Source organism: Pseudoalteromonas sp. GB43 (assembly GCF_054923805.1).
On record NZ_JBPCHJ010000002.1, the window covers coordinates 194807 to 215273 of the forward strand.

16 protein-coding genes and 1 pseudogene are annotated in these 20467 nt (G+C 41.3%); 6 read left to right on the plus strand and 11 right to left on the minus strand.

Translation table 11 applies throughout. From position 1 onward, the window contains the following. Nucleotides 1–26: 26 nt before the first annotated feature. The 3 genes from ACRWSG_RS18195 to dgt all read right to left on the minus strand — a co-directional run bounded on the left by ACRWSG_RS18195 (nt 27) and on the right by dgt (nt 3850). Nucleotides 27–1154 carry a hypothetical protein gene (locus tag ACRWSG_RS18195; protein ID WP_462167095.1) on the minus strand — a complete coding sequence of 376 codons (1128 nt, stop codon included), beginning with the start codon at nt 1152–1154 and terminating at the stop codon, nt 27–29. Beyond that, nucleotides 1087–2283: a hypothetical protein gene (locus ACRWSG_RS18200; protein ID WP_462167096.1), complete on the minus strand. Its 1197-nt coding sequence runs from the start codon at nt 2281–2283 to the stop codon at nt 1087–1089. Before ACRWSG_RS18200 ends, ACRWSG_RS18195 begins: the two co-directional genes overlap by 68 nt. A gap of 109 nt (nt 2284–2392) precedes the next feature. Continuing rightward, complete coding sequence (gene dgt, locus ACRWSG_RS18205) at nt 2393–3850, minus strand: dGTPase (protein WP_235372665.1); 1458 nt, start codon at nt 3848–3850, stop codon at nt 2393–2395. A gap of 219 nt (nt 3851–4069) precedes the next feature. On the opposite strand from dgt, the gene ACRWSG_RS18210 reads away from it, so the two are divergent. From ACRWSG_RS18210 to ACRWSG_RS18225, 4 genes are all read left to right on the plus strand, one after another. Beyond that, entirely contained in the window at nt 4070–5482 is a 1413-nt protein-coding gene (locus ACRWSG_RS18210; RefSeq protein ID WP_462167097.1) for a glycerophosphodiester phosphodiesterase, read from the plus strand. Between the two features lie 10 nt (nt 5483–5492). Continuing rightward, nucleotides 5493–7808 carry a carboxypeptidase-like regulatory domain-containing protein gene (locus ACRWSG_RS18215; RefSeq protein WP_462167098.1) on the plus strand — a complete coding sequence of 772 codons (2316 nt, stop codon included), beginning with the start codon at nt 5493–5495 and terminating at the stop codon, nt 7806–7808. Nucleotides 7809–7824: 16 nt separating this feature from the next. After that, nucleotides 7825–9402 carry a hypothetical protein gene (locus tag ACRWSG_RS18220; RefSeq protein WP_462167099.1) on the plus strand — a complete coding sequence of 526 codons (1578 nt, stop codon included), beginning with the start codon at nt 7825–7827 and terminating at the stop codon, nt 9400–9402. A 190-nt stretch (nt 9403–9592) separates the two neighbouring features. Continuing rightward, the gene (locus ACRWSG_RS18225) at nt 9593–10786 is read left to right on the plus strand and encodes an alkaline phosphatase family protein (RefSeq protein WP_187489853.1); all 1194 of its coding nucleotides are present in this window, start codon (nt 9593–9595) and stop codon (nt 10784–10786) included. A 177-nt stretch (nt 10787–10963) separates the two neighbouring features. Here the strand turns inward: ACRWSG_RS18225 and ACRWSG_RS18230 are convergent, their stop codons facing one another. Then, on the minus strand, nt 10964–11500 hold the full coding sequence (locus ACRWSG_RS18230; protein WP_138619797.1) for a hypothetical protein: 537 nt from the start codon (nt 11498–11500) through the stop codon (nt 10964–10966). Nucleotides 11501–11695: 195 nt separating this feature from the next. Between ACRWSG_RS18230 and ACRWSG_RS18235 the strand changes: the two genes are divergently transcribed. Then, entirely contained in the window at nt 11696–12652 is a 957-nt protein-coding gene (locus ACRWSG_RS18235) for an ATP-grasp domain-containing protein (RefSeq protein ID WP_371351512.1), read from the plus strand. A 37-nt stretch (nt 12653–12689) separates the two neighbouring features. Here the strand turns inward: ACRWSG_RS18235 and ACRWSG_RS18240 are convergent, their stop codons facing one another. From ACRWSG_RS18240 to ACRWSG_RS18260, 5 genes are read right to left on the minus strand one after another with little or no spacing between them, the layout of a single operon-like run. After that, complete coding sequence (locus tag ACRWSG_RS18240; RefSeq protein WP_462167102.1) at nt 12690–13925, minus strand: sensor histidine kinase; 1236 nt, start codon at nt 13923–13925, stop codon at nt 12690–12692. Nucleotides 13926–13971: 46 nt separating this feature from the next. After that, nucleotides 13972–14655, minus strand: coding sequence for a response regulator transcription factor (locus ACRWSG_RS18245; protein WP_138599367.1), 684 nt, complete (start codon nt 14653–14655; stop codon nt 13972–13974). Beyond that, nucleotides 14655–15188 carry a hypothetical protein gene (locus tag ACRWSG_RS18250; protein WP_054553439.1) on the minus strand — a complete coding sequence of 178 codons (534 nt, stop codon included), beginning with the start codon at nt 15186–15188 and terminating at the stop codon, nt 14655–14657. The genes ACRWSG_RS18245 and ACRWSG_RS18250 overlap by 1 nt, the downstream gene beginning before the upstream one ends. Before the next feature lie 57 nt (nt 15189–15245). Further along, a complete protein-coding gene (locus tag ACRWSG_RS18255) occupies nt 15246–16244 on the minus strand; it encodes a DUF5666 domain-containing protein (protein WP_462167103.1) in 999 nt (332 codons plus the stop codon). Beyond that, nucleotides 16216–16551 carry a DUF5666 domain-containing protein gene (locus tag ACRWSG_RS18260; RefSeq protein WP_462167105.1) on the minus strand — a complete coding sequence of 112 codons (336 nt, stop codon included), beginning with the start codon at nt 16549–16551 and terminating at the stop codon, nt 16216–16218. The genes ACRWSG_RS18255 and ACRWSG_RS18260 overlap by 29 nt, the downstream gene beginning before the upstream one ends. A 209-nt stretch (nt 16552–16760) precedes the next feature. On the opposite strand from ACRWSG_RS18260, the gene ACRWSG_RS18265 reads away from it, so the two are divergent. Then, on the plus strand, nt 16761–17909 hold the full coding sequence (locus ACRWSG_RS18265; protein WP_138599365.1) for a benzoate/H(+) symporter BenE family transporter: 1149 nt from the start codon (nt 16761–16763) through the stop codon (nt 17907–17909). A gap of 59 nt (nt 17910–17968) precedes the next feature. Here the strand turns inward: ACRWSG_RS18265 and hemH are convergent. Next, nucleotides 17969–18990: pseudogene (hemH, locus tag ACRWSG_RS18270) on the minus strand (ferrochelatase). Nucleotides 18991–19068: 78 nt separating this feature from the next. Continuing rightward, a complete protein-coding gene (nosR, locus tag ACRWSG_RS18275) occupies nt 19069–20376 on the minus strand; it encodes a response regulator c-di-GMP phosphodiesterase, NosR family (RefSeq protein WP_138599364.1) in 1308 nt (435 codons plus the stop codon). Between the last annotated feature and the right edge of the window lie 91 nt (nt 20377–20467).

Below are 20467 nucleotides of genomic sequence, written 5' to 3' on the forward strand. Positions count from 1 at the left end.
CTACAGGTTCGTTTCTCGTTACTTAATCACTCATCTGTTTTAAGCTGTTTAGCGCGTTCTTCTGCATCAATAAGAGCTTGTGATTTTGGCTGTTTGGTTTTACTTTTTATCACAGGCTTTTCGTCAGAATTTGGATCCCACGTAGGATCAAGTGATAAGTTTGCAAATGGATTATACGGCTTATCATCTTGTTGCTCGGTCTCTAAATTTGTTTCTTTATCAGCTTCATCAGAGTCACTAGCCATCTCTTCTAGCATATCATCGTTACTCAGTTCGACAGACAAATCAACCGTATCTTCAGCAGGTTTTGTTGGTTCTTCAGGGCTAAATGACGCAGGTTCGTCCTGTAGCTCTTGTTCAAGCGCTTGTAAGGCTTTTGCTAAATCATCATCGCTGATGTCGTCGTGATCGTCTGTTGTGCTTGGAGCCGTGACTGTTTGTTTATCTTCAGCAAAATGATCAGCAAACGATAAATCATCACCCATCAATGACGATAAGTCATATTCAGGCACGTCATCTTTAGACGGTTCATCGTCGGCAATAGGTTCTTTAGCTTTATACTCATCAAAACCAAACGATGACGAACTCGTAAAGCTTGGCTCGTCAATTTCTGGCTTCTCAAGCTCATCAATTTCAGGTTTTTCTAGCTCTTCTATCTCAGCTAAAACAGGTTCATCGTCGGCAATAGGCTCTTTTGTTGAATACTCATCAAAACCAAATGATGACGAACTCGTAAAGCTAGGCTCGTCAAACTCTGGTTTCTCAAGCTCATCGATTTCCGGCTTTTCGAGTTCTTCTATCTCGGCTAACACTGGTTCATCGTCAGCAATAGGTTCTTTTGTTGAATACTCATCAAAACCAAATGATGAAGAACTTGTAAAGCTTGGCTCGTCAATCTCTGGCTTCTCAAGCTCATCAATTTCAGGTTTTTCTAGCGCTTCTATCTCAGTTAAAACAGGTTCATCGTCAGCAATAGGTTCTTTTGTTGTGTACTCATCAAAGCCGAATGATGACGAAGCGGAATCTCTCGGTTCTTCTAGTTCAGGTTCATCTTGTTTAGATCCCTCTGCTTTTGGAGCTGTTTCTTCATTGATGCTGTAAGATGAAGCAAGGCTCGCTAATTTTAGCTCTTGCTCTAGGATTCCGTTGCTCATCTAAGAAGTCGTCCTCAGAGTCGTTTACGTCTTTATCGTCGTAACCAAGTTCAAGGTCATTAAATTGCTTGGCGTCAGCAAAATCATCAGCTGTTTGTGTAGATGGGGTTTGTGGCTTTTCACTATCATGCTGTGTACTAAAGTGCATTAGTTCAGAGAGATCGTCGTTATCATTTTTCTCGGTTAATTCGTTTGTGAAGTCAGGTAATGAATCAGTGTCTTGCTGTGACTGCTCTGAGTTTTCATCTAGCACGGCAGCCGTTGCTGCTTGAAGTTCTTCGGCTTCTTTTTCTGCTGAAGCTTGCGCTTGGGCCGCTGCTTTTAGGGCTTTAGCTTGCATTAAACTTTGCTCAAGCTCTGAGTCTGCGTCAGTATTTTTATTTTGACGAATACGAACAATCACTAAGCCTGCAACAAGTAGTACTAGCAAGACAATTAAACTTGGCATTAATAATGAGCTTGAAGAACTATTTTCACTTTCATAAGGAGCAGCAGGCTCCGGTGTAAATGCTGGCTCAACAGGTTCTGCCTCGACAGCTTTTCTTACATCTGTAGTTTCACTGTTTTGCGAACTGTCAGGCGCTGCGTTATCAAGCTGTTGTTCCATCACAGGAGAGGTTACAGGCTCGGCCACAGTTTCTGTCGGGGTATCAGAGATTATAATGCGATCAACGTCAGCGGGCTCTTCTGTTTGCTGCACTGGTGGTGTTAGCTGTGTATTTTGCGTTTCTAGTGGTTCTGGCTCTATTTGTAATTGTTCTGCAGGCTGTTGCGGCTCAATAATCTCTGATGCTTGCTCAACTGTAGGCTGTGTTGGTTCTTCAGGCGTACCTTGTATTGCTCCTGAATGTTGAGTTGAGCGGGTGTTATTACTCTGAATTACTGGTTCAACGGGTTGTGTTGGCTGTTGCTGAACTTTAAGGTTTGAACCATTATTGAGTGGGGTAGGATTTTGGCAATTTTTTTCGTAATTTCTGGCAGCTGAACGATAATTTTTGTTGCTAGTGTTGTTACGATACTCATGCATTTGTTGCTTTAACAAAATACACATAGCTTCGTTGTACTGTGCTTTTGATGTAAAGCTCAGACTTGCAAGTAATAGTAATAAAGTTGTTTTTATAATTGGCATAGTTTCCTGACCAGTAAGGTTTATCTGGTTACCCAAACAATGAGTTAATTCTAAGCCCAGTAGGGCAATTTATCCACATTCATTAAATAATTTCAGCGAAATAGCAAAGTCAATCGATCACCATGAGCGCTCGATATTCGTCATAAGCAAATTGGTCGGTCATTCCGCTGATGTAATCTTGAATTAAGCGGCAGCGATAATAGAACTCGTAGGCGGTAAAATGATCCGGTTCGGCTTTTAGAGCATCAATGGCTTTTTGATAGCTATTTAAATGTTTGTTAGATAGTTTTTTCACCAGACGAGTTTCAATTAAGTAGTGTTGATCGCCTTTTAAAACCCGTTTAAAAGCATCGGCGTCAAGGGCTAGTAAGGGCTTGTAGCAATCAAGTAAACCGCTAATGATTCGATAACCTTGCAGCTCTAAGCGCTCTACCTCTTTGTGGCAAAAAACGTGCTTTGATGCCACTTGTTTTAAGGTGAGCGTGACAGCGTGCAGATGGCTACGATCTTCTAATAACGCTTGATTAAAATCACCATGGTAAATGGCTTCTATGTTGCTGATAAACCGTTCTGCTGCGTAGCTTACTAATGGGTGTAGCAAGGTCACACGCAGGTAAATAAAAAATTCGCTGTTAAAATTGTATGGCTGCTCTTGCGCTTTACTTAACGCATAATCAATGGCTTTTTCGGCAAAGTCGCTGTGTTTGGTATCGTCAATGGTTAGGTTTGTGAGTGTGCGGGTGTATTGCTCTTTTAGCTTGTCGCAAAGCGACTCGACACTAATAATGCCTTTTTCGACCGCATCTTCTATGTCGGCTAAACAATACGAAATATCGTCAGCGGCTTCCATAATGTAGCTTGCAGGATGGCGGCAATATTGTTCAATATCTAACTCATTTTGCAGTGCTTCAACAAAAGGCTTTTCGCTAAAATAGTAACCCACTTTTTTCATCAAGTAGTTTTTATCTTGTGGGCTGTCTTTTTTTGCCATGCTGGCCGGGCGGGTATATTTTAAAATTCCGGCACTTTGGCTGTAGGTTAAATTTAGTGAAAGTAATGAATGAATTATACGAATACCTTGGGCATTACCTTCAAAGCTTTTTATATCTTGGGCTAAGTGTTTAAAAATCACGCTGATGCCAATGCCTTTACAGCGCTCTGGGGTTAGTGAGTCTAAGTGTTTCTCGAACCACTGATTAATGGCTGCTTCGCCAAAGTGACCAAACGGTGGGTTGCCAATATCGTGCATTAGGCAGGCCATTTCAACGAGGCTTTCTAGTGGCCGCTCAAGTCCTGCTAGGCCATATTCTTTTTGCTTTGCATCACTGAGCTTATTAAAAATGGTTTGCACAATAAAGCGGCCTACCTGTTGCACTTCAAGTGAGTGAGTCAGCCGTGAACGCACTGCAGCATTGCGCTCAAGTGGAAATACTTGGGTTTTTTGTTGTAAGCGGCGAATTGCTGCACTGTTAATAATGCGGCCCCGATCACTTTCAAGCGCAGTGTGTAAATTATTGGTAGAACGCATTTCGCGTGCTGGGGTAATTTTTTTACCAAAATCAATCATTTTTCGTTCCCACAAAGCGGTAAAAATAGGGCTTTTATATGTTGTTAGCAAAACTTTGCTAGTTATTAAATTTAATCTAACAGCTTGTATCTTAAATTAAAATATTCATTTTTATTAAAGTTATTACTTTAAATTAAGTCCTTTATTCATATATTATTCAGTTTCACGCACTTCTTCATTATCTTGAATTAGAAAGGAAAGCCTTTTGGCTGTATAGCAATGATGCAAACTCTGTCTAAAAAAACATGGCTGCTAGCCAGTATTCTTTTGTATTGTATTGGTTTAACTGCTTGTAAAAGTACCCCTGAAACAAGTACTGAAAACACCTTAACAGTAGTCGAAAAAAATGCCATTAAGGCCAAACAGGATGCACTTCGCGCCCGTGGTTTTTACGAAAGTCAGCTAGGTAATATCAATTACGCTACAACGAGGCAATGCAGTAACTTTAATTTACAAAGTCACCGTGGCTCAATTCGCTACGCCGAAAACTCGCTTAACGCAGTAATTGATGCTATCGACAACAACTTTGATGTTGTTGAAATTGACGTGCGTATTACCCGTGACGATGTGTGGGTTGTGCATCATGATGCTCGCACCGGCCGCGAAACAGGCACGGTTGATAATAAGCGTCGTAAAATTGAGTCGATGAACTACAAAAAAGAGTGGGGCTATTTACGTCATCGTAATCAAGATACTGGGCTACTTACCGACAAAATGCCGCCATCATTTAGAGAGCTAGCAGCTACGTTTGCACGCTATCGTAAACCCCATCAAAAACTGAATATCGAAATAAAATCAAAGGCCTCAGTTAACGATTTAAAAATGCTTGATTACTTGGCATATGAGTTTGTTGGCGGCGGAAACTACTTTTTTAGTAGCTTAGAAATGCGCAACCTTACTCGTATGCGCGATATTAACCCAGACATTTATTTGGCATTTATTCAATCACCGGCAAAAGCCTCAATGAATAAGCTAGCAAGTGATCTAAAACGCGGTGCTGGGAGTGATCCTATTTATGAGCGTAACAAAGAAGAACTTGAAAGCTTGCAAGCACTTGGAAATCGTTACCATCGTGAAAAGCGTTACGACAGCCCTGTTAAGCTTGATAAATTGGCAAAGCAGCTAAAACGTAACTTTGGCTATGTGCTTGATATTCGTCATTACAAGCAAAGTGCAGCTCGCTTGAAACCAGTTGCTAAAGCGCGCGGCATTATGATTGCTACATATTCAATTAATGGTCACGACTATCATGAGCGCAGCTTATTAGCGCAGTCACGTTCGCTGCGTCCAGACTCGGTGATCATGGACGACACCGTATATGGTTTTTGTTCTGTGTTCGAGTTGCCAAAAATGCAGCCGTTTTTTAGCGATGACCCAGAAGCTAAGTTAATTGCTAGTATGCCTGCAGAACTTGATTTAGAACGCTTAGATGAGCTGTATGCTTATAAAGCTAATCAGCTTTATCCTGCGGTGGGCGGCACGCTTAAATCAACTCAAGCACAAACTTATATTCCCAAAGTAACATCGACTCCTTCAGCGCCTAATTTAGAAATAGGGACTCGCCAAGCCGATGAAGACTTTAGCCTAGAAACAGATCCTGCTGTTGAACTAGAACTACGTAAAAAACAATAAGAACAAAACTATGACTGATTTAATAAAGCCGTTTTGGTGGCGCTGCTTGCTACTTGTTTTAGCTACTTTATATTTATTACCCGAAGCAATTTTTAATGCCCAATTAGTGTCATTAGTAGGGTTAGGTACCCCTTCGGCAGAAGATCTTGAACACCTTGAAATTTATGGCCGAGCAGTGTCTGGAGTAGGTGTTGCGCTGCTGTTAGCTGACTTTTTACCTAAAGCCATGGTTGCTAAAGTTGGCCGCGGACTTATCTCGTTTATCGCTTTACTGTGTTTAGTTTGGCCAGTGGTGTTTTTTGGCCAGAAGTATGTAATTGAAAAGACCTTGATTGAGCCCTCTACAGCAGAGCAACGCCAGTTTGCTACGTACAGTGCAGCACTGCGTGATGCTCTAGCAATTAACTCGATTAAAGTGAATGATCTCGATTATAACCCTGAGCAATTACATAGTTCAGAGAACTTAACCTTTTTGGCGCTATTTGGTGGCTTACTGTATAGCGATGCCGCACTTTCAGATAATTTAGAGCAAGATAAACGTAAGATCATCGCTGCTTTTGTGCAGAAGAAAGCGTATCAAGATTTTGATAAACATTATAAAAACTACAGCCAGCTATATGATGAGCTGGTGGTTAAATACAAAGCCTATGCTGATGGCAGTAAAAAGTATAACAACACTTTGGCTGGAATAGGTGAACGTGAACAAGGTTATTGGCAGCAAGTTGAGCAAGAGATCAACAGTGGCTGGAGCAAGTATCAGCAAGCACAAAAAGCCCACATTGCCAAAGCATCGGCACGAGCGCAAAAGTATGGCCCTAAGATTTATGATTACCATCACAGTATCGCTAAATGCCGTGAGCGTTATGATAAGAGCAGCGAAAAAGATCGCCGTAATCGCTGCTATGAGCGCGAAGCAGCAGACTACCGAAGCACTATTTTAAAAGCGGGTATTGGCTATATAGAGCCTGATTACTGGCTTATCGAAGAAGAAATCTCGGCTGCAGAAAATGCCGCAGGCACTATTTTGATGGGGGTGCTCACTGGCGGTGTTTATACAGCTCTGCAAGCGGCAAGTTTAGCAACAGGTGGCGATGGTGGTCTTAAGGATAAACGCTACAAATACACCGATGATCCCGATCATTATCAGTTACGCTTTTTACAGCATCCGAACTTTCATAAGATGTTTGTTAGCGAGACAGGTTACCCGTTTACGGTTGAAAACTTAGTGGCGTTTCGTACTCACGAAACAACGCAAAACAAGCTTAGAGCACACTTTGCTAGTAAAGGTTTACAACTTGAAAGCAATTGGAATGTGAATCAACGCCAAGCGTTTGCTAATGCAGTCGCAACCAAAGTTACCAACGAAGCGAATGCACATTGGCAAAGCGAAATGCGTAAACGTGGTATGAGCTTAGAGCCAAACTTAAGCTGGGTTGCGTTTCAGTTACACCCGCAAATTCAAGCTAAAATTGCCGACAGAATGGGCGATTTATATGTGAAAAACATTCGCGCCGATTGGAACAAAAAGAACTTCAAAGACAAGGTATTAGATCCAAACATTGCAAAACGCACCGACAAATACCTAGCTATGCTTAATAGCTCAGAAGGTAAATTTGCAGATGGTGGCGAGTATGCTGAGTACGGTAAACAAGCACTCCGTTCGGTGATTATTCCGCCTATTTCGATGTCGTTGTCACTGTTTTTGATTTGCTTAACCTTTAGCAAGCTGCCGTTAAAACTATGGCAATTGATTAAACCTCAGCAAGAAAAGCAACCAACCACTGCTGTATCTGTTTTGCAAAAGCTGATTATGCCAGCGCTGATTTTGATAGTGCCAGTAATGTTTGTGCATAACACCTTTACTGAAGACGACCAAAGCCCTGTTAACTACTTTTTAGACAAGGTCGATGAATCGAGCAATCCGGTGTTTAGTTATGCGATTCGTTGGACTTTGCATGCGCAGCCTTTGCTGCACCCTCTAGGCTTAGAATTTGAAGAAAAACTGCATATTTACGAGAGTTTTAGTCCAGTGAGCCATGCTTTAGCTAAGGTTGATATTTTGCGTCATGGCGATGCCAACTTAAGTGCAGAACAACAGCAGCGCAGACAATACATGGTTGAGCAAAAAACTAAGTTAACAATCTCCACGAATGCGGCGAATGCCACAATTCGTATCATGAATATCGGCCCGAAGTATCGTCCTGGCATGACGTTAAAAACGGGTGCTTATGATATTCAAGTATCGGCGCCTGGATATAAAACGTATCGACGTTGGCACCAAGTTGATGCTGGTGAACAAACATTAACCATTGATTTAAGCAAGTAATTAGCAAGGAATGAAAATGCAACATTGCCAAAATACGGTGTATGCCACCGACCTCCACTGTTGTGATTGTGGAGAAGCACTTGAGCAAAAAAGACAAATGCACACGGTTGAGGAACTCAACCCTGATTTACTGGTTGATGTAAAAAACTATGCGCCACAAGCGGGTACGATCACAGGTGTTGTGAAGTCAATGTATTACTATAAGCGCCGCTATAAAACCAATAACGACAACATGTTATATGGTTATTGGTGGCTAGAAGTAGAAGACAAAGACGGCATTATTCATGAGTTTAGTGTTGATGCAGAAAAAGATGTAATTGCTAACCTACAAAAGGGTAATGTGATCACTGCTTTTCAGGAAACACCGTTAACGCTTAATTATCGCATTGCTGATGGCAATGCTAGGCGGGTAGTTAAAAATGACCGTTTTATGCCAGTTGTGATTGTGCATTTTGCCGATCAACAATATCGCAGCTGGGACAAAACCATTAGCCGAAACTACACTGGTGGAACGATATTGTGGCTGGTGCTAAGTGTTATTACATTCTTAATCATGTTGTTCGCTGCAAAGCTTGAGTTTTTGCCTGCGCTACTTGCGTCATTGCCTGTGGCAATTGGGGTGTTTATGGCAGAGCAAAACTACCATAAAAAAGCAAAAGCCAAGCAAGAAGCAAAGTATGATGTGATTTTAGCGGCAACAGATGTGATGCTATCGACCACCCTAAATCAATTGGGTTATAACATGCTGGCAAGAACGCCGAGTAAGTCAGATGTTATTTGTATCTCGTGTCAGCAGCGTATCAGCCAAGATGCGGCACATTGCTATTGCTGTGGTGCTAAGCAACATGTTGAAGCGATTGCTGCAAACGAACAGTCGCTTGCAAAAGATGATGAGCAAGCTATTAGCATTCAAAAAGCGTTAGAGCCAACTATAACCAAACCAACTAGTATCGCTGAGCTTGAGCATGCCATTATGGATGAATATAGTCTTGCGTATGAAAACGATTACGTGCATAAAAATGTTTGGGCACGTAACGAAAAAGGCACTATTCGTCATCGTGCTGTGCTTGGTAAAGTATTAGAAAAAGAGCAAAGCGCACATGCCAATGAAACACGTGAAACAGTAACCACCACTGAAACAACAACCACCTATCGAGGTGGCATGTATGTGGGTAGCGATGTAAAAGAGCGCGTAGAGGTATATCGCAATCGTAGCACGACTTTAAAAGGCGAAATTATGCTTGAAACGGCCACAGGTGAGCCGTTTGTTTTTAAAGCCGGTGAAGATTTATTGGGCTCAGTTGATATCGGCGATTGGGTGTATTACGCCTACAGCAGTGTAGACACAAAGCGTTATTATAAGTATTACCGAGAGTATGCGGTTAATGTGAGTAAAGACATTGCCTATGGCAACACATCAGTACGTAGCTTTGGTATGGTACATGGTTTTAACCGTATGGTACTGCTTGGCCTTACGTCAATAGGGCTAGCGTGGTACTTTGATGCTCAAGATTTTTACCCGTTGATAAATACACTCGTACCAGAGTCGGGATTGATTTACTCAATAATTACCCGCAAGTGGTCGAACATTTAGATGGGCTTCCGGTTGCTGTGTTTATTGTATTAAGTGTGGTTACAGGCGTTTGGGGCTTTATTTATAGCCTAATAAACGGCTCACGTTTAAAGCGTAGTGTGAAAAAGCTTGAGAGCATGATCACAAAATTTTCAAAACAGTTTGGTAACGTTTCTGAGCAAATTAAAAAATTGAACTAAAAGGGTTTCGCATGCGTATTTGGCAATTAGTTTTAGCGGGTATATTAATGTTTAGCTCGGCTGTAAAAGCGGAGCAAGAGCAATCTGTGGTCCTTATTTCGATAGATGGCTTTCGTTGGGATTATATTGAAAAACACCATGCAAAACACTTAAAAGCAATCAGTGAGCAGGGCGTACGAGCTAGCAAAATGCGTCCTGTTTACCCGACCAAAACCTTCCCGAATCATTTGTCGATTATTACCGGCTTGTTGCCGGTTAATCATGGCATTGTCGAGAACCGCTTTTGTGATACTGAGCGCAACGACTGTTACAAAATGGGGAAAGGGAAAGATGATAGCACTTGGGTGAGTGGTATTCCGCTTTGGAACCTAGCGCAAATGCAGGGTTTAAAAGCCGCAACCTATTTTTGGCCTGAATCAGATGCGCGCTTTAACGGTATGTTGCCTGATTACTTTTATCATTATTCAAAACACAGTGATTACCAAAAGCGTGTTGATCAAATTATTCAGTGGTTGAGCTTACCAAAAGCGCAGCGTCCACGTTTGGTTATAAGCTACTTTTCGCTGGTGGATAGCATGGGGCATGAGTTTGGCCCAGATGCCAAAGAGACTTATGACGCAGTGCAAAAGCTCGATAGTTTAATGGCTGATTTATCGAGCCGTTTAAAAGCGCTTGATGAAAACATTAACTTGGTGATTGTGTCTGATCACGGAATGACCTCTGTTGATCCAAGCCTTAGCATTAAAATTGATAGCTTGCCGCAAGATGAAAACTTCATAGTGCAAAACACTGGCCCTCGGGTTTTATATTATGCAAAACCAGATAGCAAAGCAGACATCAACGGGTTCAGCAAAAAGCTTGCTAAAGCCGCAGATGGTCGTTACGTCGTGCTAAGCGAGCAGCAAAAGCGTGATTATCACTATAATAAAGGCCCGCGCGTTGGCGATATTATTTTACAAACCGACGCACCTCGTGTGTTTACCGACAGTAAAATGGCTGGTTACCTAGGCACTCATGGTTACGCTTACAGCGAAGATATGGCCGCAACCTTTATCGCCACTGGCCCCGCCTTTAAACAAGGCCTTCGTTTAGACGAAGTAAGTAATTTAGATGTGTACCCGCTGATCGCCAAAATTCTAGGCCTTGAGATTTTAAGCCCAATCGACAGCGACGGCGCAAGTTTGTGGCCGGCTATGAAGCAGTAAGCTTTGAGTTAGTTTGTGCCAGCACATTACTAAGGCTAAATACGATACCGTAGGCGTGAAATTTATTTCGCGCGAAACAAGTTTCACGCCTACGAATTAATACATTAGGCACTGGGCGCTAGGATTTAGGTTCTTGGACGCGATGTAAAATCACAGCTACAGACTCACACCCGTTACCTACAACTTCGTTACCCACCCGTACTCACCATGGCTTTGAAACTTGTAGCTTTGATTACCGGCATCAAATTGGCCTTGTAGGGTGTTTTCTGTGAGGGTCATCACGGCTTGATGGCCTGCTTTAGCATGATCATTGACTTTGCCAAATACACTTCTATCGCCATTGCTGGCTTCAATAATGTTACTAATTTCTACGGTGTAACTAAGGTATTCATCGATCACTAAAATAAAGTGATCGCCAGGTTGTAAGGTTTTTAGGGTGTCTAAATCAAATTCGCTGAATGCGGTGTTTGCTAATTGGTCAGGCAAACGGCCTTGTTTATATAGATAATCGTGGGCATGATTAGATAGCTGATTAAGCGGCGCAGTTAAGTTCACAATGGGCTGTGGGGCTATTTGGTCGGCCTGCGCTTTGTATGAGGCAACAAACTGCTGTGTGCTTGGTTTTGTTTTAAAACCATCACTTTGAATGTGCCATTCATTCAGTGCAAATGCTGTAAGTGGCAGAATGAAGATTAATGCAAGCGTCCTGTTCACATGTTTCTCTTACGGGTTTTTATGTTAACTCATTGTTAGTTTTTACCTTAAGTTAACAACCCGGTCAATGGTTAATCACTAAGTAGTGGTTTTTATTATCGTGTCGATAAAATTAATTTGTTTTACTCGGCTTTGAATGCTCAGCATAATCCGCATTTTTTTGTCACCGAAACTCAAAAACCAGAGGTACCAAGCATGCGCGGGTGGATCATTTATAAAGATAGCCAAGGCTTGTTAAAGCAAGAAACCTATGAAGTAGAACGTTTACTTGCTGCAGCCAAAGAAGAGGGTATAGATTTACAAGTTTACTCGCCAGATCAATTTGATCTAACTATTACCCGTGAAGACGGTAAAAGTATTTTAATTGATGGTAAGTCAGTTGAGCTCCCCGATTTTGTTATCCCTCGCATGGGGGCAAGTACAACTTATTTTGCGCTAGCGATTATTCGCCACCTTGAACGTTTAGGTGTGTACTGTGTTAACAGTTCGCAATCCATCGAAACAGTAAAAGACAAATTATTTGCACAGCAAATTCTTGCAGAGTGTAATTTACCAACGCCAAATACCATGTTGGTTAAATTTCCGGTGAATATTGATTTGGTTGAAAAGCAAATTGGCTTTCCTGTGGTTATTAAAACCTTATCGGGCTCGCAGGGCAGTGGCGTATTCTTATCAAAATCAAAAGAAGAGTTTGATGACTTAATGCAGCTGATTGAGGCTGCAAATCCACAAGCAAACATCATTTTACAGCAGTTTGTTAAGTCCAGTCATGGCCGTGATTTGCGAGTACTTACTATCGGTGGTCGTGCTGTTGCATGTATGGAACGTAACTCACAGGGTAAAAACTTTAAAGCCAATGTTAGTGCAGGTGGCACAGGTAAGTCATTTCCTATTACGCCAGAAATTGAATGGCTTGCAACCCAAACAGCGAACGTACTCAACCTTGATGTAGCAGGCATCGATTTATTGTTTGATGAGCAGCACTTTAAAATTTGTGAAGCAAACTCAAGTCCAGGCTTTGAAGGCTTAGAAGGTGCGTTGGGTATTGATGTCGCTAAAGAGATTTTGCACTTTATTCGCATTCGTTTAGGTATTTTTGATAAACCCACAAAACCAGAAGCGCAAGAAAAAGCAGCTGAGAGCGCAGCTTAATCTTCGGTTATTTTTGCACAAAAGCCATTTTCTGAACTTAGAAATAAGTTGAGTGAATGGCGGTTGCAAATTGCTTGTACGGTTGCAAAACGTTTAAACCAAACCCTTCTTTTTGACGCGCCGGATCGCTGCGATAAAAGCGTTTTGTGAGCTGTTGTAAATCATGTTCGTTGACACCCTTACCATTGTCGACAACTGATATACTTTTTTCAGCAATTATTATTTTAATCGTTGCGCCCTTACCAGCGTACTTTATAGCATTTTCGACTAGGTTAAAAATTGCTTGAAACAACAGGTTTCGATCACCGCTTAATTGCCAAGGTGAAGAAATAGCGACATCAATTGATTGACCGTTTTGTTCGGCACTGGGTTGTAGAATTTCACTAATATCATTGGCAAGTTGACTACTATCAATTGTTTCGAGCTGTAGCGGAAACTGTCCATGTTCTAAACGTGTGAGCTTTAGCATGGCGTCAAAGGTGTTAATGATACTATTGAGCTGTTCAAGCTCGTAGCCCATTTCTGGCAGCTTTTGTAAACGCTGCTCTAAATTAAGTTTTAATCGTGTCAGTGGGGTTTTTAGATCATGAGCGATATTATCGGTAATTCCCTGTACCAAAGCGAAATTTTCCTCTACTGCATCGAGCATTGTATTGATGTGAGCTGCTAAACGATCAAATTCATCACCTTTATCTTTATGGGATAAACGCGCGCTTAAGTTGCCATTTTGGACTTGTTCGGCTGTTGCATTGAAGTAGTTTACACGACGCAAGTGTCGACGAGAAAATAGGTAACCAAACAAGCCTGTTAACGCTATTGCTAAGATAAAAGTCCAACTAGCGATTGATTTGAAATCGATGATTAAACGTTGTAAATGCTCTGTGGCAGTGGCGAGCACGATATTGCCATAAACGGTTTTAACTTTGCCTGTTGTGAGTAGGCGTATTTGACCTCGTCCGGTATCAAGAACAGGAAAAACAACTGTTTCAGGGAGTGAGGGGATATTATCGGGTAAAAAGCTTAGCTGCTGGCTTTGTTCATAATCACTCTGCCAAAAAATTAAAACATCACCTTCGCTTCTGAAAACATCAAGCTGTTGAAAAAAGCTTTGCTTGTCAAATTCGGAGGCGAGCGCTTCGATACGTGTTTTTTCGGCATCAAGGCGCCGTTCAACTTGACGGCTTTGCTCGCCAAGTAACAGTTGGTAGATTAAAGTAATCGCAAGTAATAAAGTAACAGCGGTAATTGCTGCAAGGTCAATGTTAAACGCCAAACTGAGCTTTTTCTTGGGTCGAACAAACGTAGGTTATTTTCGTACATTAACTCTCACTAGCTTTTAAGCGGTAGCCGACACCGCGAACAGTTTCGATTTCTAATTGCGCGGACGCTTCTGTGAGCTTTTTACGAAGCCTCGCAATATGCACGTCAATAACGTTGGTGCCAGGATCAAAATGATATTCCCATACCGATTCAAACAATAAGGTACGGGTGACTAATTTGTCTTGGTGATCTAATAAATACCTAAGCAATTTAAATTCTTTGGGCTGTAAATTAACAGTTTTAGTGTTTACTTCAACTCGTTGATTACTGTAGTCGAGCGTTAAATTGGCAAGACTAATTTTAGTGCTCAGTGGGGCATGAAAGGTATGCCGTTTTATTAAGTTTTCGACTCGAATAGCTAATTCAGAAAAAGAGAAGGGTTTTGTTAGATAATCATCACCGCCGGCTTTTAAACCTGTCACTCTGTCGTCTACTTTATCTAGCGCAGATAGTATTAATACTGGCGTTGTTTTGCCGGTTGCTCTTAATGCTAACAATACCTGTAAACCATCAAGCTTAGGAAGCATACGATCTAGAATAATCGCGTCGTAATGTTCACACGTCGCTAGCATAAGCCCTTGTTGACCATCTTCTGCGCAATCTAATGTGTAGCCTTGCTCAATAAAAGCCTTGTATAAAAACTCGCGATTTTGCTGGTCGTCTTCAACTAATAATAGTTTCATTAATTGCCCCAACGAAGCAAAGGTAAGTTCTTACCCGTCTCAAGATCAATCGCTTTTTTGTGACGCCCTTTGCTGGTTACGAATGTGGCGACCATGTATGTGATACCCATGTCTTGCTCTAATTGGGCTTCAATTAGGTAGTGTGTTGGCTCACTATCTAGTTGTGTTACTAAACCATGTAATGTGTAACCTTTACGGCTCATCAAATTTGCAGCTGCTATTTCTTCTTGTTCATCAAGCTCCGGAGCTTCATATTCAAGCTCTATTACTTTTCCCGCACTGTCTAAAAGTAATTCGATAAATCGTTGTTTTTTAGCTTCATATAAAGTGACTTCGAATACGCTTTGACCATTTTCAATTTCCAGCTCAAACTCAACAATAACGGCATTCTTCGCATAGTGTTGTTCTATGTTATATAAAACTTCAGTCGGGGCAGGGGCTGTGCTTGAATCTAGCATATTAAAAATGGCTGAACTTGCAGCAAAAGCAAGGCCAGAAATTAAGCACAGGCAAGTTAAAACTAGTTTTTTCATAATATTTCGACATTAGTTTGGCAGCACGTTTAGTGCTGCCATTGTTGTATTTTGTTGTTAATCATCAAGCTTACATGCACGTACGATGTTATCTTGTACCCACTGGCATTCTAGATCAACATATTGTTCTGTAAAACTCGCTAAGCTGTTATCTTCACTGATGTAGCCGAATAAACTAGCCTGTTGCGATTCAGTTACTGTTACTATGCCTTTTAATTCAAGAGGTTCATTGCTGTTATCACGTTCGATTTCACTGACAATATAGCTTTGTCCATCAATAAGACCTTCAAGCTCTAACCATTCACCTGAAAGAGTATCTGCTGTTAACCCATCTTCAAAAACGGTTCTATTTGTGATTTTCAAGCTGATGCCATTGATAATAATGTTGCCATTGCTGTAATTGGCAAAGCCAGAAACACTAAAATTACTGCTTAAATTAGGCGAAGTGTGGCTTTTCTCCAGATCTATTTCGTGGGCTAAAAACCAATTATTAGCTTGCTGCCAGATGGCATCTACTTCTATCGTATCTCCTATGGTTAATGTAGCGCGAGTGGTATCTTCAAATTTAGTTTGATCGGTAATACTCACTTGCCATTGATTGTTCAGGGTAACCAAGGAAGTGTCATTGTTGATGAAGGTAATTGTACCAAAAAGCGCTGTATCTAGATCGTCATCAGCTGTAAAGTTATGTTCAGCGTCAACCTCTTGTGCCATTAATAAGTTACCTTCTAAGCGGCCCTCTACTTCAACGAATTGATTGTTTTCTAATGCGCCGTCGATGTCTGCCTGTTGATATTGAACAGTTAAATCACCTAGTTTAAAAGTATAAGAGGCAGTGTTTAGATCTGTTATGAAACCTTCGAGTTCTAATTCTGCGCTGTTAGATAATGGTTGTTGGTAGGTAACCGTGAATTCACTATGGCTATTGTTATAACCGCTTAATTCAACCAGGCTACCATTTGAAAGGTTTTCGGTATTTAAATTATTTAACTTGAAGCCCGCAATTGTAGCGCCTTGTTCATTGATACTAACAGGTCCCTTTAAAACTTGGATCATAATCAATCTGAGTTGCTTCTTTACCATTTGTTTCAACTTCAACCATCATACCTACTTTTAGATCGCTGATTAATGCGTGGTTGTCATCCACCTCAATGTCAGCATTATTTGTGGCTATTTGATGATGGTTAACTGTAATACTGTTACTTGATATCGCACTTACCTCACCGACTAATAAGCTTGGCAAAGTGAGAGTATTTTGTACCGGTTCCTCACTCTTACTACTACTGCCACAGCCTGAAAGTAGTGCACTGATTGTTGCTAACGAAATAATAGATAGGCGATTTTGATTGATTAGTTTTGTCATGATTGGTCCTTAAATTAGTCAGTGTTTGCAGTTTAACTAAGTAAGGATTGCTTGAAGGTGGAGAGAAAATTAAATTTTGTTAATGTTTGGCATTGCAGTAAATGCCTCTTCTGTATAGTAAATTAATCTTAAAATACTACAAAAGTGTACAGTGCCATCTGGCAAATCATAGGATATGGTAGATTTTTAATTGCAAGGAGTGTGTGTACATGAGTCAGCTCATCAGTCGAGCAACTGCGGGGTTAGTGGCCGTTATTATTGGCTTTACTAGCTCAATTGCGCTTATTTATCAGGTCGTTATGGTGTTAGGTGGCACACCTGATTTGGTTGCTAGCTGGGTATTAATGCTTGGTCTTGCTATGGGCGTCAGCTCAATTGCGTTGTCTTACTACTACAAGGTGCCTATTCTTATCGCGTGGTCAACAACCGGAGCGGCACTCCTTATTTCAAGTGCCCAAGGCTATAGCTTAAATCAAGCTGTTGGCGCGTTTATGTTCTCCGCTGCGCTGGTGTTTTTGTCAGGCATTACTGGCGTGTTCGAAAAAATGATGAATAAGATCCCAAGTCAACTGGCCTGTGCAATGCTTGCAGGCGTGTTGGTGAATTTTGGTATTGATGTGTTCAACTTTATGAACGAGCTGCCTTTAGTGATTGGGTTAATGGTGGCTGTTTATTTATGTGGAAAACGTTACTTTCCACGCTTTGCTATGCTCGCAGTGGTTGTGGCGGGATTTTTAATAGCAGGTGTAACTGGGCAAATTGATACCTCTAGCTGGCAGTGGAAAATGAGCGAGTTTGCTTACATTGCACCTGAGTTTGATTTAAACGCCATGATAAGTGTTGGTTTACCGCTGTTTATTGTGACTATGACGTCGCAAAACTTACCAGGTATTGCTGTATTAAAAGCGCATCACTATAAAGCCCCTGTGTCGGCAGCGTTAAATGTAACCGGGCTATTAAATGTATTTATTGCACCACTTGGTGGTTATGCCATTAATCTAGCGGCTATCACCGCTGCCATTTGTATGAGCCCTGAGGCTGATAAAGATCCAAGAAAACGTTATTGGGCAAGCATTGCTGGTGGGGTGTTTTACATTATTATGGCGCTCCTCGCGGCAACCTTGGTTGGTTTGGTAGCAAGCTTGCCACAGGCATTGATTTTGGCGTTGGCGGGTATCGCACTATTTGCCACTATTGCCAGTAGCTTACAGCAAGCTTTAACTGAGGCGTATTATACCGAAGCCGCTATCGTGACCTTTTTGGTCACAGCGTCTAATCTAACTTTGTTCTCGGTTGGTTCTGCATTTTGGGGAATTGTTGCAGGTACGGTGACTTTGGTTATGACACGCAAAGATTAGTGACACGCTTCAATATTAAAAAAGCCCTAGTTACTGTATATAATAGCTAGGGCCTTTTGTTATTTAAGTAGTGGTTTTATCACTTCAAACATTGCATTGATATGGTCATCGCGGGTATTCAATGCTGGAATGTAGCGGTACTTTTCACCGCCTGCATGCTCAAAGTTTTCGCGGTTTTCGCCTTCGAGCTCTTCTAGTGTCTCTAAACAGTCGGCACTAAACGCAGGGCTTAAAATTGCAACGTCTTTAATGCCTTCAGCAGGGTAGCTTTCAAGGGTTGCGTCTGTGTATGGCTTCAACCATTCAGCTTTACCAAAACGGCTTTGAAAGGTTGTTACAGCAAAGTCTTTTTCAAAGCCAAGTTTCTCAGCCACTAAACGGGTGGTTTGCATACAAAAACAGTAGTAAGGGTCGCCGTTTTCTAAAAACAGTTTAGGTGTACCATGGTACGAAAACACCAACTTTTGTGGCGTGCCATGGGCATTTAGATCTTCGCTAATGCTAGCGGCTAGAGCATCAATGTAAGTCGGGTTGTCGTGATAACCATTAATAAAATGCAGCTCTGGCACCCAGCGCCACTTGCGAAGCACATTTGATACTGCATCAAATGTTGAGCCAATGGTCGTGCTTGAATATTGTGGGTACATAGGCAGCACAATCACGCGAGTGATACCTTTTTCGCGCAGCTCTTCAAGGTCGCTTCAATTGAAGGGTTACCGTAGCGCATGGCCATAACTACTTCGGTGTCGTGGTGTCCTTTGTCTTTTAAAAGGGCTGCTAACTTTTTGCTTTGCTCTCGGGTAATATGAGTAAGCGGTGAGCCGTTTTCAGTCCAGATACTTTTATAAAGTGCTGCTGAACGTTTTGGGCGTAACGTAAGTACAAAGCAATAAAGGATGATCATCCAAATGAAACGCGGGATCTCGACAATTCGTGGGTCTGATAAAAACTCGCGTAAATATGTTCTAAGTGCCGCGGTAGTAGGGGCGTCTGGGCTCCCTAAGTTGGTCAGTAAAATGCCCGTTTTTTTGTTGAATCGGCCGTCGTGCGGCTTATCGGTAATGGCGGAAAATCGCGACACTGAGTGCTCCTGTATGAAGTAATCGTAATATAAATCACATTGTAACGAAGTAAGCTGACTATGTGATCACTTTATTCGCTAATTTTTGATCATGATCCTGAAAGGGTTCGGTTTTTTCGATTCTAGTTGTTGCAGTTTATTAATCGATTTAGGGCCAAATACATGCCCTTTTGGCAACAGTAAAATACCGTCGTAATTTCTGAGCGCGTGACCAAGCACCATGCCATTTTTAAGGTTTTGTGCTGAAAGAATTTTCATAGTGCCAACATTTTGAACACTCGCACAGTTAATTTCTAAGCTATTAAATATTTCTAAAATTTTTGGGTGGTAGTATGTTCCGCTATAGAGCTGTAATTGATCGCGAGCCCTTTCAAAATTACTACTCTCTGAGCTTGAAAGTTGTGCAACGGCTTGCCAAAAATCACGGGCTACAGCTAATATCATCGCGGCTTTTGGAATCTCATTCCCTTTTAACCCTTTCGGTTTTCCTGTCCCATTATAGTGTTCAAATTGGTAATAAATTGCTTCAGATACATCACTTAAGTGAGGCGCAGGCATGAGCATTAATTGTGCTGTACTTGGGTGCGTATAAAATAGTTTTCGTTGTGTTTCAGTGAGCTCTTTAGTTGGTTTTTTATAAAGCTCTGGCTCCATTGCAAGTAGACCTATTTGTGATAAGTATCCTGCCATTTCTGTCATTTCTATAAGTTGATTGTCTAGACCTAGGCGCGTGGCTAGTTGTTTACAGGTAGCAGCAATATTTTGAGCTTGTGTTCCATCTAGGTAAGGGTTGGCATTTATAAAGTTATATAAAATCTCAAAAGTAGCGCGATGCTCATGCTTCTCTCGTTCATTTACTGTTTCAAGTTGTTTTAATACTTTACGGATTTGTTGTGTGCGCTTTTCTACCATTTGCTCAAGGTTGTTGTTTAGCTCTTTTAGTTGGCTGTTTTGCGCTTTAATTTTTTGCTCTAACTGTTGATTCTGGCGTTTCAAAGATGTTTTTTCTATCGCATCATTTATATTGCTTAGTAGTAATTCGTTTTGCCATGGTTTTTGTATGTAAGTATGAATTTTACCGATATTGACTGCAGCAATCGTGTTTTCTATATCTGAGTAACCGGTTAGCAAAATGCGCTGTGGTTCAGGAGCAATGGTGAGTGCCTGTGCGAAAAACTCAGCCCCATTCATGCTTGGCATACGCATGTCGCAGATAATTACATCAAAACTATAATTAGCTAGAGTTTTAAGTCCATCTTTGGGATCTGAGCAGGCTTTTACGGTGATATTGTTAGCTGATAATAACCGCAAAAGAGTTCGCAGCACTATTTCATCATCATCAATGCATAAAACCTGAATATGTTGTTTGCTAATTTGCTCTGCCATGCCATTTTACTATGAATCATCGTTAATCAATAACATAGCCTTAAATTAAGCCTTGTGCTAGGTTTTAAAAGAGACAAACACAGTTTGAGAT

Excerpts from the sequence above, each read along its gene's own strand:
- ACRWSG_RS18245 (WP_138599367.1), bottom strand. The coding sequence starts at position 14,655 with ATGAAACTATTATTAGTTGAAGACGACCAGCAAAATCGCGAGTTTTTA.
- ACRWSG_RS18215 (WP_462167098.1), top strand. The coding sequence starts at position 5,493 with ATGACTGATTTAATAAAGCCGTTTTGGTGGCGCTGCTTGCTACTTGTT.
- ACRWSG_RS18200 (WP_462167096.1), bottom strand. The coding sequence starts at position 2,283 with ATGCCAATTATAAAAACAACTTTATTACTATTACTTGCAAGTCTGAGC.
- ACRWSG_RS18220 (WP_462167099.1), top strand. The coding sequence starts at position 7,825 with ATGCAACATTGCCAAAATACGGTGTATGCCACCGACCTCCACTGTTGT.
- ACRWSG_RS18225 (WP_187489853.1), top strand. The coding sequence starts at position 9,593 with ATGCGTATTTGGCAATTAGTTTTAGCGGGTATATTAATGTTTAGCTCG.
- ACRWSG_RS18250 (WP_054553439.1), bottom strand. The coding sequence starts at position 15,188 with ATGAAAAAACTAGTTTTAACTTGCCTGTGCTTAATTTCTGGCCTTGCT.
- dgt (WP_235372665.1), bottom strand. The coding sequence starts at position 3,850 with ATGATTGATTTTGGTAAAAAAATTACCCCAGCACGCGAAATGCGTTCT.
- ACRWSG_RS18235 (WP_371351512.1), top strand. The coding sequence starts at position 11,696 with ATGCGCGGGTGGATCATTTATAAAGATAGCCAAGGCTTGTTAAAGCAA.
- ACRWSG_RS18255 (WP_462167103.1), bottom strand. The coding sequence starts at position 16,244 with ATGATCCAAGTTTTAAAGGGACCTGTTAGTATCAATGAACAAGGCGCT.
- ACRWSG_RS18210 (WP_462167097.1), top strand. The coding sequence starts at position 4,070 with ATGATGCAAACTCTGTCTAAAAAAACATGGCTGCTAGCCAGTATTCTT.
- ACRWSG_RS18195 (WP_462167095.1), bottom strand. The coding sequence starts at position 1,154 with ATGAGCAACGGAATCCTAGAGCAAGAGCTAAAATTAGCGAGCCTTGCT.
- nosR (WP_138599364.1), bottom strand. The coding sequence starts at position 20,376 with ATGGCAGAGCAAATTAGCAAACAACATATTCAGGTTTTATGCATTGAT.
- ACRWSG_RS18260 (WP_462167105.1), bottom strand. The coding sequence starts at position 16,551 with ATGACAAAACTAATCAATCAAAATCGCCTATCTATTATTTCGTTAGCA.
- ACRWSG_RS18265 (WP_138599365.1), top strand. The coding sequence starts at position 16,761 with ATGAGTCAGCTCATCAGTCGAGCAACTGCGGGGTTAGTGGCCGTTATT.